Here is a 16,530-nt window from a genome sequence, read left to right on the forward strand (position 1 = left end):
GATATGATTTTTTCAGCACGAATGGCAATAGATCCTGCTCAGTTAACCCATATTGAGCGGGTAAAACCGGAAGGAGGGATTAAGAAATTTTTCCATAGTCTGACCATGGGACTTTCCAGTAAGAAAGCGGAAGTGGAGACTTTTAAAGCGGTATCCTTATTACAACAATTAAAGAATGGGTTTCAGAAGGCCGGTATTAATAATATTGTTCGCTTATCTCATGATGAAATAGACTTTTATGTAGATACCAAAGGAAAAAAGGATGATTTTGAGCAGGCTTTTGATCAGTATGATTTGAAGGTTAACCATGCGATGTCCACTTTTTTTGAACAGTTGTTTTTAGTGCTGGAGCATGAACAGGGCTCTTTTTACTATTTAATTGAAGTGGACATTAACCGGACACATGAGGTGGGGGCTTACCCTATTGAAATCAAGGTGGAAGGTTTGCTTCGCGATTTTAAAGCGGCTCCTACCGCTACGGTGGAGGAGATGAAGGTGAAAATGGAGGCACTTTTCAGTAGTCAGGAAGGTTATGACAACTATTTAAATGCCAAACAATTGGAGTTCGAAACGTTTATGAACCAGTTGAAACAGCATTTAGCGCAATTCATACGCGTAGATGATATAAGACTTCAGATCAAGCAAAAGATGGTGGCGCCCAGGGAGGCTATGGCTGGACAGGAAAGGGTGGAAAATCATCATTATTATGGAGGATATCAGCCTTATTTTGGTTTAGGAGATTTCTTGTTTTATTCGATGTTATGGTCCAGCATGAGTCATTCTCATCATATCATGGTGAATAATGTGAATGTTATAGATCCTGATGGCTATGATATGGGCTTTGTGGCGTCTGCGGATGCGGCGGAATTATCCTTGTTGGATGAAAACATGGAAATGGAGGAACGCATGTCGGATTTTAATAACACCGAGGATTTTGGTCAGGAAGAATATGCCGGCGATGATTATGATACTGGTGGCTGGTCTGATGATGACTCCGATTCCGATGGATGGTTTGGGGGAGATTCCGAAAATTCCTGGTTTAGTGGGGGTGGCGATGATGGTGATTTCTTCGATTTTGATAGTGGAGATTGGTAAAATAATGATTAAAAAAGCTGGTTGGCACAAACCGGCTTTTTTTCGTTTTGGGCTATTTTTATTACGTTACTGATAAAATTATGAAATTTATAATTTTATGAATTTGATTAAAAATAGACTTCATCGAGTAGACTTGTCGTTGAGAGTAATTCTGTGGTTACGCCTAAGGTTGGAATTCCATTAAATGAACGTTCGATTGATACTTCTTCAATGAGTGCTCCGTCAAAAGGCATACCTTTGGGTTAAAACATCCTAAGGAAATCTTAAATGTATTCAAATACTACTTAGGCGTTAATGCGTCTAATTTTATTTTAAAATGGCGGGGGCATTCCCCTTTTAAACCCGCTCAATTGCATTGAATGCCCCTTATTTTTATAAATCCTGTAAATTTTCGCCCCCCTTTTTTTAAATCGGTGAATTCTTAATTGGAATTTGAAATCAAATACCGGTATTGTAATATTCAAGGGTGGTCGTAGCGGAGTGTCGCTGCAGGTCTGGGATATCCTGTTTTGTTTTTCGTATTTTTTATCTAAGTTTGTAATCTTATTACGATTAAAACCTGCAAATTTTTATCAATTTAACAATTGATTTAACACTCCTGTCGGCATTGAGGTAAGCCTTCTTCTTTTCAATTACCTATAATGTTTATCTTAATTTTAATTGCCGAATGAGAAATCAATTACTGATGACCTTATTGGCAGTATGCTTTTCACTAAGTGCTTATGCACAGCAATTGGTGAAAGGTACTGTTATGGAAGGCGACACCGGAGAAGGCCTGATCGGGGCGAATGTAGTCATAAAAGGAACGACTATCGGGACGGTGACCGATTTTGAAGGCGGGTACACCTTGGAAGTACCAAACGGAGATGCGATTTTAGTGTATTCTTTTGTGGGGATGCAGGAACAAGAAGTGTTGGTGGGCAACCAGACACAAATTGATATTACTTTAGGGGCTGATGCCGAGCAGTTGGATGATGTAGTGATTGTCGGTTATACCAAAAAGGATGAGGCGTCTCCGGTGCAAACCATTGGAGTGGTCACTGATATTGTTACGCCAAACGTCACCAATGCCCTGCAGGGTAAGGCTACAGGGGTGAGTGTTTCGACTTCTACCGGACAGCCGGGAGCGAAGAACAACATCCGTATTCGTGGGGTGGGCTCCATCACTGCTTCAACTGATCCATTGTATGTGATCGATGGAGTGATTATCAATACTGATGATATGGTACAGGCCAATCAGCAGGCGCAGCGTGATCCGATGTCCAATATTAACCCGGATGATATCGAGGATGTAAAGGTTTTAAAAGATGCGGCAGCTACGGCACTTTACGGTTCTCGTGCAGCGAATGGGGTAATCTTAATCACGACCAAACGTGGTGCGGTGGGTAAAACGCAATTTTCTGCTTCGGTGCAGGAAGGGGTGTCCGTGGTTAACTATGGTAATATGGACATGATGGACCTGAACCAATACCGCGATTACCGTACGGCCATGGCCGGTGGAGTGGAATATGATCCAGCAGGCTGGGATGGAAATTCGTATGATTGGTTTGATTTGGCTTTCCAGCCAGGACGTACTTCCAATTATCAATTGTCCGCCCAGGGGGGTAATGATAAGACCAAGTTCTTTGCCTCGGTAGGTTATTTCAATCAGGAAGGTATTGTGAAGGGATCCGATTTTGAGCGTTTCTCGATGCGTATGAATGTGGACAATCAGGTGAATGATCGTGTGAGCTTCACGCTTGGAACCGATTTGTCATATATCACACAGAATAATGCCTCTAATGGTAACTTGTATTCTTCACCTTTGATGGCGGGTTATATGCAGATTCCTTTTGTTTCACCTTATGATGCAAGTGGAAATCTTCGTCCAATTTTGGATGCTTCATCAGGGGTTACGGGTCAGGGTTCTACGGCCAACTTCCTTTATGATTTGAACCACAATTACCGTAGAATGAATTCGTTGAATGGTGGTTTGATGGGCCGTTTGAATGTGGACATCTACGAAGGCTTATCTTTCAGTTCTACCAACTCGGCACGTTTTGAATATGTGAACAACCGTTATTTTGTGGACGGAACCACTTATGATGGATCGGCAACCAATGGTTCTTTGAACAATACGGACGCCTTCAACATGACGCTTACTTCTACCAATACTTTCAATTATGAAACCTCTTTTGGTTTACATAACCTGAATGTTTTGGCGGGTTGGGAAGCACAGTCCAATGACCGTTCAGTAACCGGGGCTTATGGTGAGAATTTGCCTTCCGGTATTGAAGCGCCAGATGGTATTGCCATGAACCAGGGAATTACAGGTTGGTTGGAGCAATATCGCTTCTTGTCCATGCTATCACAAGTACAGTATAATTATGATAATAAGTACTTTGCTTCGGTTTCTTACCGTCGTGATGGTTCCTCTCGTTTCGCACCTGAAAACCGTTGGGGTAATTTCTGGTCCGTAGCAGGAGCTTGGGACATCGCCAAGGAAGATTTTATGGCAAGCACCAAGTTTGATCAATTGAAGTTACGTGCCTCTGTCGGTACGACGGGTAACGCAAACCTGGGCATTGGTCTGAACCCATTGTCAAGAGATTATGCTTATCGTCCATTGTATGCTTTTAACCAGTATAATGGTAATCCGGCAGCTTATTGGACGCAGTTGGGGAATGAAGACCTGACTTGGGAGAAAAGATTGAAATCTTCTATTGGTGTTGATTTTGGTTTCAACGGATGGTTATCCGGGGGTTTGGATTTTTACCATGAAACCTCTTCGGATTTGTTAATGCAAACGCCTGTTTCCGCCACTACCGGTTTCGTAACACAAACCGCCAACGTTGGGGAAATGGTGAACAAAGGGGTGGAATTGAACTTCACTACTCAGAATATGCAGCGTGATGATTTCACCTGGTCTACTTCTGTTAACCTGACGCACAATGTGAATGAGGTAACAAGGCTATACGGTGGTCAGGACATTCTGGTAGGAGCGGTTAACATCGTACGTGAAGGATTGCCTGTGAACTCTTTCTATTTACCGGAATATGCAGGAGCAAATCCAAATAACGGTCAGTCCTCCTGGTTTGTGAATGACCCATCCGTAACGCCAGAGAACATGGGTGAAAATATGTATGTAGATCCGCGTACAGGACGAGTGGCCACCACTTCTTACGGGGAGGCAGAATACACGGATTTAGGAGACCCATACCCATGGTTGCAAGGTGCGATCACGAATGATTTGAGATATCGTCAGTTTGATTTGTCCTTCATGTTTACTTTCTCTGTTGGTGGAAGCATTTATAATTCTACCGGCCGATTTGTAGATTCTGATAACCGTACTTCCAACCAGCATGTAAGAGCGATGGAAGACCGTTGGACGCAGCCTGGAGATATTGCTTATCGTCCGGCATTGAATGATGTGGCAGGCGCCAACCACTCTTCCAGATATTTAGAGAACGGTTCTTACCTGTCATTGAGAAACATTACTTTAGGTTACAACCTGCCTAACCATATTGTAGAAAACTGGAGAGTTGGAGGCGTTCGCTTCTTTGTACAGGCGCAGAACTTGTTCACCATCTCTAGCTATTCTGGTTTTACACCGATTACTGCAGGTGGAGATGGAATCAACTTCTTCGAATATCCTGAAGGACGGATTTTTACCGGTGGTGTAACCGTTAAATTTTAATCATATTTTTTGTTCGCCTTAAAAGGCTGGAGTTAAAAATATTAAGCTTATGAAATTTAATTTGAAAAATATATTCGCCCTGCTCTTGGTTGGTATGATGACCGGAGGTTGTATGGGATTTTTGGATACTGATCCAAATAACGGGCAAATCCCTGAAGATGTGGCGCCTCAGGAGGCGATCAACGGGATGTTATACCTGATGTTCGAACGCAATTATTATGGTCGAAACACCACCATCTTTGGTGAGATCGGAACCAGTTCGGTCATTTTGGACCCACAGGGATCTCGATTCTTGCAGTTTCACGCCATGGATAAAAGTGCCAACCTTCCTGAGCCGGATGCACCGGTTTCAGGCTCTACGGAAATCCAGGCTTTTCAGCAAATGTATGCGGTGTTAGCCAATGTGAACCGCTTCCTGGAGCGTGAGGACATCACGGAGGATCAGCGTGGTCAGGTCCTATTTTTAAGAGCCTATGTTCACATGGATCTATTGCGTTTCTATGGGTCGGTTCCTTATGTAACGTCTGTGATTTCCCCATCAGAGCACCCTGCAAAGGATGATATGGCGACCATTTATGCCGGAGTTTTGGCAGATTTGGAAGAAGCTAAAGGATTGATCACCAATACTTCATCGGCTTATCCAACAGCAGAAGCTTGTGATGCCCTGGCCACTCGTGTGTATTTGCAAAAATCCGTAGAGGAATTCGCTGATAAAGGCAATAGCAATTTTGAGGGGAATCGTTCGGACTTAGAGCAAGTAGTAGCCCATGGTCAGTTAGTGAGTACGTCGATTGTTGGAGCAGAGGATTGGTACAATTTCTTCCAGGGTTATGGTTCCAATGCGGAAGCCATTTTCGAATTGGTGGTTACCGGTAACCAGTCACAGGGTGCCAACAATTTGGGTCGTATGTATATGCGTGATGAGCAAGGTGGTGGATACGGTCAGTTTCAGGCAGGCTATGATTTCTACAATACTTTCAATCATGATATGGACGTTCGTTCGGAGATGTTCTTGGTGAGAACGCACGATAATGGGGATGAGAAAAATATCCCTTCAAATAAAAAGGATGTTTGGGAAGTTTACAATGGTAAATTCTTTGAGTGTGATGATACCTGGGGATTGCATGCTCCAAAGGTGTTGCGTGCCTCTGAAGTTGCATTGAACGTAGCGGAAGCTTTGGTGAAATTGGATCGCCAGGGCGAAGCGGCAGAATGGGTGAAAAAGGTAAGAATGAATCGCATTGTGTTACCGGAAGAACCTACTGCTGACCAGCAGGCTTATTACGACGAGCAGATCACCAACTTTAATTCAGCAGATTTGGAAGATGTATTGTTGGAGCGTCAAAAGGAATTGGCTTATGAGGGATATGCTGTTGCAGACCTTCGCCGAAATAACCTGCCATCGGAATATCGTTTTACAGGCAAGGCTACAGACTTTGGTGATGCGATTTCATTAGACGACGAGATGGCCATTGTTCCTGCGGGAGACAAAAACTTCTGGATGCCTATTCCAATGAGTGAAATCAATGCCAACGAAAATATTAATGAAAATAACTGGGGCTATTAATCCAGGTGATGTTTAATAAGCGCAGGCTTAGCAGTCAATAGCATAATGGGGAGATTTTTTAAATTTCCCCATTTTTTGTTTTAAGCCGAATTATGTAAGCTTAACCCGGATTATTCAGGCTTCAATTCTCTTTTAGCTGCAAAGTGGGAAAAATGAAAGGATTTTTCTTCTTTCGAGTTTTTTCCAACGAAACAGGTGAATGAGGAGAAAATAAGCTTGCCCAAATTTGGGCTATTATAATTCAAAGAAAATAAGTTTCAAGAACTGAAAATAAGTCACTTGCGCCTGATTAAAAATATTGCGGTGAATAATTCGGCTTCAATCTTCTTTTAGCTGCAAGGCGGGAAAAATGAAAGGATTTTTCCTTTTTCGAGTTTTTGACAGGGAAGCAGATAAAGGAGCAGAAAGCAAACTCCCCAAATTTAAGCGAAAAAAAATCGGCGAAACGAATGATAAGGGATTGGTGGTAAGTTTGCTAGTGGGGGCCTGTGATTCCTGCGGCCAATAATTTGCTTTCAGGAAGGATTCTTTTATGTTTTTTTTCGCGAATGATAGATAAAAAAAAGACTTACTGAACTTAGTAAGTCTTGATATTTTTAAGAGCTTGATACAAAGCCAAAATTCGCAGTGGAAATTTGAAGTATTGGAGAGGCGATACCCGATTATTTTGAGCAAATAGCTTCCAATAAATCGAACCTGCAGCTGGATGGCTTTTAAAAAACGCTCTATGTATTGGCGGTTTCTACTTTTTTTCTGGCCATTTCAGGAAGGTCGAGATTTCCATCGGCGAATTTAAGATTGAAACGTAACAGGTGGATCTTCCACTTATTGTTTTCATCCGCTTTCAATTCTAAATTATAACTCCCTACCACACGCCAGATATGATCGCCACTGTCATTGTATAAATAATGAAGTGCTGTACCATAACAAACCACGGTGGTCGTATTTAAGGAGTGCTCAATAATATGGTTCCCTATTTGATGATGGGTATTGTCGAAACCCGGTAGGAAACTACTCCATTGCTTTATGATTTCTTCCCTTTTCAGGCTGGCGGCAGCTCCTGCGCCCATGGAAGAATAATCCAATTGAACTTCAGGCGCAAATTGCTTTTTTACCCGGTTCCAGTTGCGATCATCCACGGCTACAAAAAACCGATTAACAAAATTTACTATTGATTCTTTATTGTTTAATATATCGATCATGATTATGCGCTTCTAGCTTCGCGGCAATTTATGGACATTGCAGCATAAATAAAATGCTCTCCCTATATTTCGATTTAAATTATCGCTGAATTGGGAAACTATTTTGGAGAATCTTCCCGCTTTAGCCAAATAATTTCATCCAGAAAAGCCTGTATGCCCCCATCGATGGCTTGCATGCTATACCGAACTTTAACAGGCTTGTCCACATACCGGGCAGGATTGGCTAAAACTTCCAGTATTTCCGGATCCTGACTTTGGGCGTCAATATAGAAATAGGCCTGTCGGTGTTCTTCTCCTTTTAGTAAAAATAAGGGGTGACCAGCGCCAACATTTTGAATGCCCTGAAAAGTCCATTGGAATTGGGGTGCTTTTTTAAAATTATTTTCCAGCATCCAAAGCTGGTGAAGCTGACCTTCGGTAAGGTACGCCGGCTCCCAGGAGTTGGGCAACGCCAGATTTACTTGTTCTTTGGTCGCAGCGGTCTGTTCAGAAGCCGAATCGATCTTTTCGTTTTTAAGGTATATTCTCCTTTCATAAAATTCTCCCTGGTAATTTCCCGCTTTCAGCACATTGCGATAACCTTCCTCCAAAATCAGAAAGACGGTGTCCTGCTTTAAAAAATATTGCGTTTTTTGATGACCATAATCCCCTGCATCCTGATAGACTTCATAAACCTCCGCTAAACTGTCATGGGAAAAATGACTTACCGAATACCGGCTGTCTCCTCCCAAGCTAAAAGGATAGCTCTGTTGAAGTCGGTATTCCTGCCGATGGCCTAAAGCACTTTGCGCCATTTGGTCTTCCACCAATAGGGGCAGATGTATATCTTTTGTGGTTTCAGTGCTTTCCTCACAGGCGGAAAAGAGCATCAACAGGAATAGAAGGGAATAAGCTTTTTTCATTTCAAAATTTAGTGATTTCTCGCTTTTCTGAAAAGCAGGGAGGCTAATTCTCTACTGATGCGGAGCTCAATAGTACGACCGGGCTTTAGTAGTATTTAATAATTTCCGAAAATCCACGCTAAATTCAGGAGTTAAAATTTATTGGAAGCGGTTGCGAAACCGTTTTTTTGGGAAAATGTTAACCGTGCCGTATGAATTTGGCCGTGGAGAATTTATATTTAAATAAAGAAATATCAACTATAGCTTCAAAATATGAAATTTTTTATTGACACCGCCAATTTAGAGGAAATCAGAAAGGCGCAGGATTTAGGCATATTGGATGGGGTAACGACCAATCCGTCATTAATGGCCAAAGAAGGTATTTCAGGAGATGAAGCCGTTTTGCAGCACTATAAAGACATTTGTGATGTAGTGGCAGATAAGGTGAGTGCGGAAGTAATCGCAACTGATTTTGAGGGCATGATCACCGAGGGCGAGCGCCTGGCGGCCATTGATCCTAAAATTGTGGTAAAAATTCCAATGACTGAGAATGGGGTGAAGGCGGTAAAATATCTTTCCGATAAAGGGATCCGTACCAATTGCACATTGATCTTCTCTGCCACTCAGGCTTTGATTGCCGCCAAAGCGGGCGCTACTTATGTATCCCCTTTTATTGGCCGTTTGGATGATATCGCCACCGAAGGAATGGGATTGATACGAGATATTGTAACGATTTTTAATAACTATCCCGCAATTGAAACAGAAGTATTAGCCGCTTCTGTGCGTGGAAATATGCACTTATTGGACTGTGCAAAGGCAGGAGCTCATGTGGCCACCTGTCCATATAAGGTGATCGCTTCTCTGACCAAGCACCCATTAACAGATCGGGGCTTGGAGCAATTTTTGGCAGACCACGCCAAAGCGCAGGAGTTAGCGGCCGTCTAGGTAAAAATGTGTGTTCGGGAGATTTGGGGGAATCTCCCGATTTTTTTTAATTTTTTTTTGGTATGCAGGAGACAATACAAGCGAAGCCCAAGCAGGCAACTTCGCGAAATAATGCGTTTATTTTTGGAATCACCCTGGTAGCCACCTTGGGAGGATTACTTTTTGGTTATGATACCGCCGTGATTTCCGGAGCAGAGAAATCCATTCAGTTGTATTTAATACAGGGACTGGGCTTGAGTAATTTTGTGCACGGGGCTACGGTTTCCAGTGCATTGATTGGCTGTATTATCGGTGGGGCGGTGTCTGGTATGCTGGCTTCCCGTTTTGGCCGTAAAAGATCTTTAATTTTTGCTGCTTTTTTGTTTTTCCTTTCGGCTTTGGGTTCTGGTAATCCGGAGATGTTGTTTTTCACCAAAGGAGAACCGACCATGGGATTGCTCTATATGTTTAATTTCTACCGAATCATCGGAGGAATAGGGGTGGGATTGGCCTCGGCGGTTTGCCCGATGTACATTAGTGAGATCGCTCCAGCGGAAATTCGGGGTCGTTTGATTTCCTTCAATCAGTTTGCCATTATCTTCGGTATGCTGGTGGTCTATTTTGTGAATTGGGGAATTACCAATGGCCAACCTGATGAGTGGGTTTTTCAGGAAGGCTGGAGATGGATGTTCCTTTCGGAATGTATTCCGGCAGCGGTTTTTGGCTTACTTTTATTAGGAGTACCAGAAACGCCCCGTTATTTAGCATTACAAAATCAGGAGTCCGCTGCATTATCGGTTTTAACCAAAATCAATGGCGTAGACAAGGCCGGTGAAATTTTGCAGGATATTAAAGGTTCATTGGGCAAGCAGGTCAGAGCACATATTATGACCTATGGATCCAAAGTTTTAATCGTGGGGATTCTATTGTGTATTTTTCAGCAATTTGTGGGTATTAATGTCGCATTATACTACGCGCCACGAATTTTTGAACAAATGGGTGCTGGTAGAGATGCTTCCATGATACAAACGGTGGTGATGGGTGTGGTAAATGTACTTTTTACCGTTCTCGCCATTCTAACCGTGGACCGTTGGGGACGAAAGCCATTGTTAATTATTGGTTCTTTGGGAATGGCTTTAGGGATGCTGGCCATTAGTGCCTTATCCTTTATGGAAATCATCGGAATTGGGACACTCGTTTTTATCATTATTTATACCGCGTCTTTTATGATGTCCTGGGGACCTATCTGTTGGGTGCTGGTAGCGGAAATATTCCCGAATAAAATTCGGGGGCAGGCCATGGCCATCGCAGTGGCTTCACAGTGGGCAGCCAATTATTTTATTTCCTCCACCTATCCTGCCATGATGGATTTCAGCGGAGGCGCCACTTATATGTTCTATGGCGTAATGAGTTTGCTTTCGGCACTTTTCGTTTGGAAAATGATTCCGGAAACTAAAGGGAAGTCCCTGGAGGATATGGAGCAGCTTTGGACTAAAAGCAAATAAGGATGGACAATTGAATATTGATAGGAGTCAATAATAACAACAGAAGGGAAGCTTGAAAATGGCTTCCCTTTTTTATTTATGAGGGAATGGAGAAGCAATCAGCCCGAATGATGCATACTTTCTGCCCCATTCTTCTGCCGCCAGTCTGAAAATTTCGTTGCCCGCATAAGGTATGCTTAAGTCCGCGTATAACTGCAAGGCGGGAAAAATGAAGGATTTTTCCTAATTCGTTTTTTTCCAAACAAGCAGATGATGGAGGAGAATGCTAGCTTACCCAAATTGGGGGGATTAAAAATACAAGTAATGAAATGATGGTGAGTGACTTGGAGGAAGTAAATAAATATGTGATGAATAATTCGGGGCAAGAGAGAAAGGTCTTTATTTTTTAAGCCATGCATCCTTAAGTAAATTAAGCAATTCAAGGAGCGCGAATAAGGAAACTCATGGAATGATTTTATATGTAATTAATTGCACCATAAAGAATATTTTTATACATTTTATTAGAATAAGGTGAAGAATATTACCTTATCTTTACAGCACAATTCCGCTGTTTTATCTGGAAGACGGGAATTGATTTTTTAAAATTATAGGATGACCAACTATTGTATATGAGAAAATTTTTCACTCACCCGCTGGCGGTAACGGTGATATGCATCACTGTACTTTTTCCATTGCTTCTTTCATTATTGACTTACTATTTTTTGCATGACTTTGATAATGAGAGGGTAAGTCAATTTTTTACGGTGTTTTATGCCATTATTATAGGATATTACATTGTGGCCACTTGGCTGATTTTCTTCTTTACCAAGTCTGTTGGTAAGCAAATCGGAGCCATTTTGGTAGGCCTGGATACTTTGTATTCCGGCAAATGGGGTGAGGTGCGGCCTAGTAAAAAGAAGAATTGGTCCACCCCATACCGTGAGCATTTGTTTGATTTTAGCAACTACCTCTCTAAAACCACTGATTTTGTGGAGAATTTGGGGGCCAAGGGCGAAAATGTACAGGAGCTCGAGTTAATGAATGAAAACGATCGTTTAGGCAAAAGCTTGATCGCCTTACGTGATCGTTTGGCAGAAATCAGCTTAAAAGAAGAAAAACGCAACTGGTCCAATGAAGGGCTGGCCAAATTCACCTCAATTTTAAGAGAAATAAATAATGATCAGCAGGATACTGCTTTTGATCTTTTCCTGTCCGATTTGGTGCGATATCTTGATGCCAATCAGGGGGCCTTATATGTGGTGGAGGAAACTGATGAAGGCAAGGCAGTGATGAAAATGGCCGCTTGCTATGCCTATGGTCGTAAGAAATATCAGCAAGCTGAAATTCAGGTTGGAGAAGGATTAGTCGGGCAGGCATATTTGGAAAAGGAAACGATCTATCTTACAGAAGTACCCCAAGACTATTTGAAAATTACTTCCGGTCTTGGAGAGGCTTTGCCCACCTGTGTAACGGTGATGCCTTTAATTTTTAATGAAGAGGTGCATGGCATTTTGGAATTGGCCTCTTTTGAAAAGATCGAAGAGTTCCAAATGGAATTTTTAGATAAGCTGGGGAATAATGTGGCAAGCGCTCTTTCTTCCTGGAAAATTGCGATCAATACCAAGCAAATGATGAAACGTTTGCAGGAAAGTGAGCACGAGACCCGCCAGCAGGAAGAGGAATTACGCCAGAATTTGGAAGAACTACAGGCCACTCAGGAAAATTTCCATCGATTAAGAGAGGAAAAAGAAGCCGAGCTGAATGAAGAAAAACAACGTTCGGAGGACCTGGCGAATGTCTTCAAGAAAATTTTGGACCAGCTACCCAATAAAGTCTTTTTGAAGGATGCCGAATGTAGGATGGTGATCATTAATGAGGCAACCCGTGCTGTTATGGGAGGAGATGATAGCAAGATCATCGGTTTGAGCGATATTGATTTCTTTGGACCCGAAAAAGGAGGCGATTTAGTGGCCGTAGAAAAAGACATTATTCGAAATGGGGCGCAGGAATTCTTGCAAAGAGAGCAGGATGCTTTGTCCGGTGGAAAAGAACAATACCTTAGAACGATAAAAATGCCATTTTATATTGATCATTTGAAACAAAATGGTTTGCTTGGAATTCAATTTGATGAAACAGAGCTCGTGAAGTTGAGAGAGGAGGTAGAAACACTGAAAACATCTGTAGAATCATAATCTGAGTTTAACCTATTTATTATGAAAAAATTGATTTACTGCCTGTTGATTGCAGGCAGTTTTTTTACGGCCTGTGAGGTGGTAGAAAAACTGAGCCAAGGAGAGGTATCCGCAGCCTTTAAAGAAGTGTTGGATATTGGCGTAGACAGTGCCGTTGATGTTTTAGGGGTGGAAGATGGTTATTATGGCGATGAAGAGGTGAAAATTCCTCTCCCACCGGAAGCGCAAAAGGTGTTGGAAAATGCAACTATCAAAGCGCTGGTGGCTGCAGTAGTAGATATGGAGCAGGTAGAATTGGGCATTAACCGTTCGGCAGAAGCGGCCAGTGATGCCGCTACGGAAATCATTAAGGGCGCCATCGCTGATCTTACCTTCACTGATGCCGCCAGCATTTTGTATGGGGCTAATGGCAACGAAGCGACCGAATACCTGAAAGCAGAAGCTTTTGATCAGCTGATGGAAGCTTACGGGACACCAATAAACAAGCAGCTGGATCAGGAAATTCTGGCGGGCCAATCCACAAATGATTTGTACCGGGCTTTTGCCGGGGTTTATAATGCTTATCCTTTTTCGAGTGGAACCATAGATGCGGAAACACTTGGGGCTTATGTGACGGAAAAAGCCCTGGACGGCATGTTTATCAAAATGGAAGAAAGAGAGCGCGAAGTAAGGGCGAATCCTTCTGAATTTGGAAGTTCCTTGATCAGCAGGGTGCTGGGTGGAGGTATAGGGCTCTAGCAATTTTTGAAATGCCAAAATGCTCCCCAAATAAACCGGTATTGATTCGGTAATAAATTTAAAGCTTATTTGAAAATCCTTGTAAATAGGGATTTCGGTTTAATCAACTGCAATATTGAAGCGGTGTCTTGTTTATTCACGATACCGCTTTTTTTAGTATAATGCTCCACCAAAATCAAAGCCTTTTTTTGAGGAAATTAGCCCGGATATTCTCCGCTGAATTTAACCCGAATTATTCACCGCCGGATTTATTGATCAAGCAAAAGTGACTTAATTTCAGGTCTTTAAAACTTATTTTCTTTAAATTATTATAGCCCAAATTTGGCCAAGCTTGCTTTCTTCTCATTCATCTGCATCGTTGGGAAAAATTCGAAATAGGGAAAATTCCTTCATTTTTCCTGCCTTGCAGCTAAACGAAGACTTCTTCATGCATCATTCGGTTCAGGATTCCTACATTTTATGTTAATTAATTTCTCGGTAAGATTATATTTTTTAGGATAAGTTTGATTTATAGGGTAAATGTCCTAATTTATTTAACACAATCATCTTAAATCTAACGCTTTATTTGTGATCTTATTGAAAAAGTACCAGGAAGTACGGAGTCATTCCCTGCAGTTGGTCGAACCCCTAAAAACCGAAGATTTTGTCCCTCAGCCAGTAGTAGATGTCAGTCCCCCAAAGTGGCATTTGGCACATACCACCTGGTTTTTCGAGGAAATGATCCTAAGCCCAAATTTATCCGATTACCAGGTTTTCCACCCTCGTTATCGTTATGTTTTCAATTCTTATTATGAGTCTGTTGGTGATCGGGTGGCTCGTCCGCATCGGGGATGGATGTCCCGCCCAACAGTAGAGGAAGTGATGGAATACCGTGCTTATGTAGATGCGCATATGCAGGCTTTTTTGCAGCAGGAAGAGCAGTTGAGTCCTGAAGTACGGGATTTAATAGAGCTGGGCCTGCAGCATGAACAACAGCATCAGGAACTTTTTTGGACCGACACCAAGTTTACTTTTAGCCTGAATCCGCTTTATCCGGTTTATAAGCAGGGTGGTGCTTTATTACACCAGATTAATGAGGAGAGAGGCTGGCTGGAGCAGGAGGGAGGAATGGTAGATATCGGCTTTGAGGGGGAAGGCTTTTGTTTCGATAATGAACTGAACCGTCATCAGGCTTTTTTAAACCCTTACAGGATTCGCAAGGATTTGGTCACCAATAGTGACTTTATGGCTTTTATAGAAGAAGATGGCTATAAAAGACATGAGTTTTGGCATTCTGAAGGCTGGGATTGGGTGAATCAAAATGAAAGAAAGGCACCGCTATATTGGGAGAAGGAAGGGCAGGATTGGGTGCATTTCACCATGGAAGGCAGAGTGCCCGTGAGACGGGAAGAAATTCTCTGTCATGTCAATTATTATGAAGCTTTCGCCTATGCCCAATGGAGGGGTTTGAGGTTGCCCACGGAATTTGAATGGGAGGCGGCGGCTGATTTGTTCGCCTGGGGCAAGCGCTGGGAATGGACGCAGTCGGCCTATTTGCCCTATCCTAAATATCAAAAAGCGGCGGGCGCGGTGGGAGAATACAACGGAAAATTTATGGTAAGCCAGATGGTCCTTAGAGGGGCTTCTGTTGCCACTTCTCCGGGGCATGCGCGCAAAACCTACCGAAATTTTTTCCATCCACAATTGGCCTGGCAATTCACCGGAATCCGTTTGGCTGAATCTCTTTAAATTTTAGTTCATGAGTGATCAATTTAATTTCAAAGTAGATATAGAACGCGGTTTTGAATCCCCTCAAAAATTTATTCCTTCCAAATATTTTTATGATGCTGCCGGAGATCGCATTTTCCAGCAGATTATGGAACTTCCGGAATATTACCTGACCCGCTCCGAAGCAGAAATATTTGAAAAAAAGGGGGGCAGCATTGTTGATGCACTTCCCTTCAAAGAGGCTTTTGAGGTGGTAGAATTAGGCGCTGGTGATGGTTCCAAAACGAAAACCCTCTTACAGGAAATGTTGCGCCGGGAAATGGATTTTGTTTACCGGCCTATGGATATTTCCCGGGATGTGCTGGGCCAACTCAAAGCGCATATGTTGGAGGATTTGCCCACGCTGTCCATTGATGTGCTCGCGGGTGATTATTTCCATATTTTACCTTCCTTAAAGGTTGATCCACACCCGAAACTATTTTTGTTTTTAGGCTCCAATATTGGGAATTTTCAGCCTGCGGAAGCGGAGGCTTTTATTCAAATGATTGCCAATTCCATGAATTCTGGGGATTTGCTCTTGGTGGGCATGGACCTGCAGAAAAATCCGGCATTAATTGAACAGGCCTATAATGATAAAGCCGGTGTTACCGCTGACTTTAATTTGAATTTGTTGAAGCGGATGAATCGGGAGTTGGGCGCCAATTTTAATCTGGATGCTTTTGAATTCTATTCCCATTATGATCCGGTTCGTGGCTTTGTGAATAGTTATTTGGTGAGTCTGGAAAAGCAAATTGTTTATTTCTCGGCCATGGATAAGTCATTTTTGTTTCGAAAAAATGAATTAATTCACACCGAATTGAGTCGGAAATTCTCAGGAGAGCAGATCGACCGATTGGCTTTTCGTACCGGGTTTTATGTCCGAAAAGAGTTTAAGGATGAAAAGGAGTATTTTGTGGATTCGCTTTGGGAAAAAGTATAGGCCTAGCTTAGGTATTGGATATAAGAAAAGGGAACCTGGTGTTCCTTTTTTTGTGCAATTTTTTTTTGGGGTTAAAAATCACCTT

General features: G+C 42.4%; 11 protein-coding genes. 9 read left to right on the forward strand and 2 right to left on the reverse strand.

The annotated features are described in order from the left end of the window. Positions 1-3: 3 nt before the first annotated feature. The 3 genes from AAA970_RS21045 (at position 4) to AAA970_RS21055 (ending at position 6,338) form a co-directional block, all read left to right on the forward strand. Positions 4-1,095, forward strand: coding sequence for a hypothetical protein (locus tag AAA970_RS21045; RefSeq protein WP_338238857.1), 1,092 nt, complete (start codon positions 4-6; stop codon positions 1,093-1,095). Positions 1,096-1,762: 667 nt separating this feature from the next. Then, the gene (locus AAA970_RS21050) at positions 1,763-4,771 is read left to right on the forward strand and encodes a SusC/RagA family TonB-linked outer membrane protein (protein WP_338238858.1); all 3,009 of its coding nucleotides are present in this window, start codon (positions 1,763-1,765) and stop codon (positions 4,769-4,771) included. A 49-nt stretch (positions 4,772-4,820) separates the two neighbouring features. Beyond that, entirely contained in the window at positions 4,821-6,338 is a 1,518-nt protein-coding gene (locus tag AAA970_RS21055; protein ID WP_338238859.1) for a RagB/SusD family nutrient uptake outer membrane protein, read from the forward strand. Between the two features lie 725 nt (positions 6,339-7,063). Here AAA970_RS21055 and AAA970_RS21060 read toward each other — a convergent pair. Together AAA970_RS21060 and AAA970_RS21065 are read right to left on the reverse strand one after the other, a co-directional pair. Next, positions 7,064-7,540, reverse strand: coding sequence for a nuclear transport factor 2 family protein (locus AAA970_RS21060; RefSeq protein WP_338238860.1), 477 nt, complete (start codon positions 7,538-7,540; stop codon positions 7,064-7,066). Positions 7,541-7,638: 98 nt separating this feature from the next. Next, positions 7,639-8,442: a hypothetical protein gene (locus AAA970_RS21065; RefSeq protein WP_338238861.1), complete on the reverse strand. Its 804-nt coding sequence runs from the start codon at positions 8,440-8,442 to the stop codon at positions 7,639-7,641. A 252-nt stretch (positions 8,443-8,694) separates the two neighbouring features. Between AAA970_RS21065 and fsa the strand changes: the two genes are divergently transcribed. The 6 genes from fsa (at position 8,695) to egtD (ending at position 16,445) form a co-directional block, all read left to right on the forward strand. Next, on the forward strand, positions 8,695-9,366 hold the full coding sequence (gene fsa, locus AAA970_RS21070) for a fructose-6-phosphate aldolase (RefSeq protein ID WP_060688957.1): 672 nt from the start codon (positions 8,695-8,697) through the stop codon (positions 9,364-9,366). Between the two features lie 62 nt (positions 9,367-9,428). Beyond that, positions 9,429-10,850, forward strand: coding sequence for a D-xylose transporter XylE (gene xylE, locus AAA970_RS21075; protein WP_338238862.1), 1,422 nt, complete (start codon positions 9,429-9,431; stop codon positions 10,848-10,850). Positions 10,851-11,458: 608 nt separating this feature from the next. Next, positions 11,459-13,021, forward strand: a complete 1,563-nt coding sequence (locus AAA970_RS21080; protein WP_338238863.1) for a GAF domain-containing protein — start codon at positions 11,459-11,461, stop codon at positions 13,019-13,021. Positions 13,022-13,042: 21 nt separating this feature from the next. Further along, a complete protein-coding gene (locus AAA970_RS21085) occupies positions 13,043-13,759 on the forward strand; it encodes a DUF4197 domain-containing protein (protein WP_338238864.1) in 717 nt (238 codons plus the stop codon). A gap of 567 nt (positions 13,760-14,326) precedes the next feature. Further along, entirely contained in the window at positions 14,327-15,487 is a 1,161-nt protein-coding gene (gene egtB, locus AAA970_RS21090) for an ergothioneine biosynthesis protein EgtB (RefSeq protein ID WP_338238865.1), read from the forward strand. A 10-nt stretch (positions 15,488-15,497) separates the two neighbouring features. Then, complete coding sequence (gene egtD, locus AAA970_RS21095; protein WP_338238866.1) at positions 15,498-16,445, forward strand: L-histidine N(alpha)-methyltransferase; 948 nt, start codon at positions 15,498-15,500, stop codon at positions 16,443-16,445. The last annotated feature ends 85 nt before the right edge of the window (positions 16,446-16,530 follow it).

The sequence above is a fragment of the Persicobacter diffluens genome, from assembly GCF_036244895.1.
Classification (GTDB): Bacteria; Bacteroidota; Bacteroidia; order Cytophagales; family Cyclobacteriaceae; genus Persicobacter; species Persicobacter diffluens.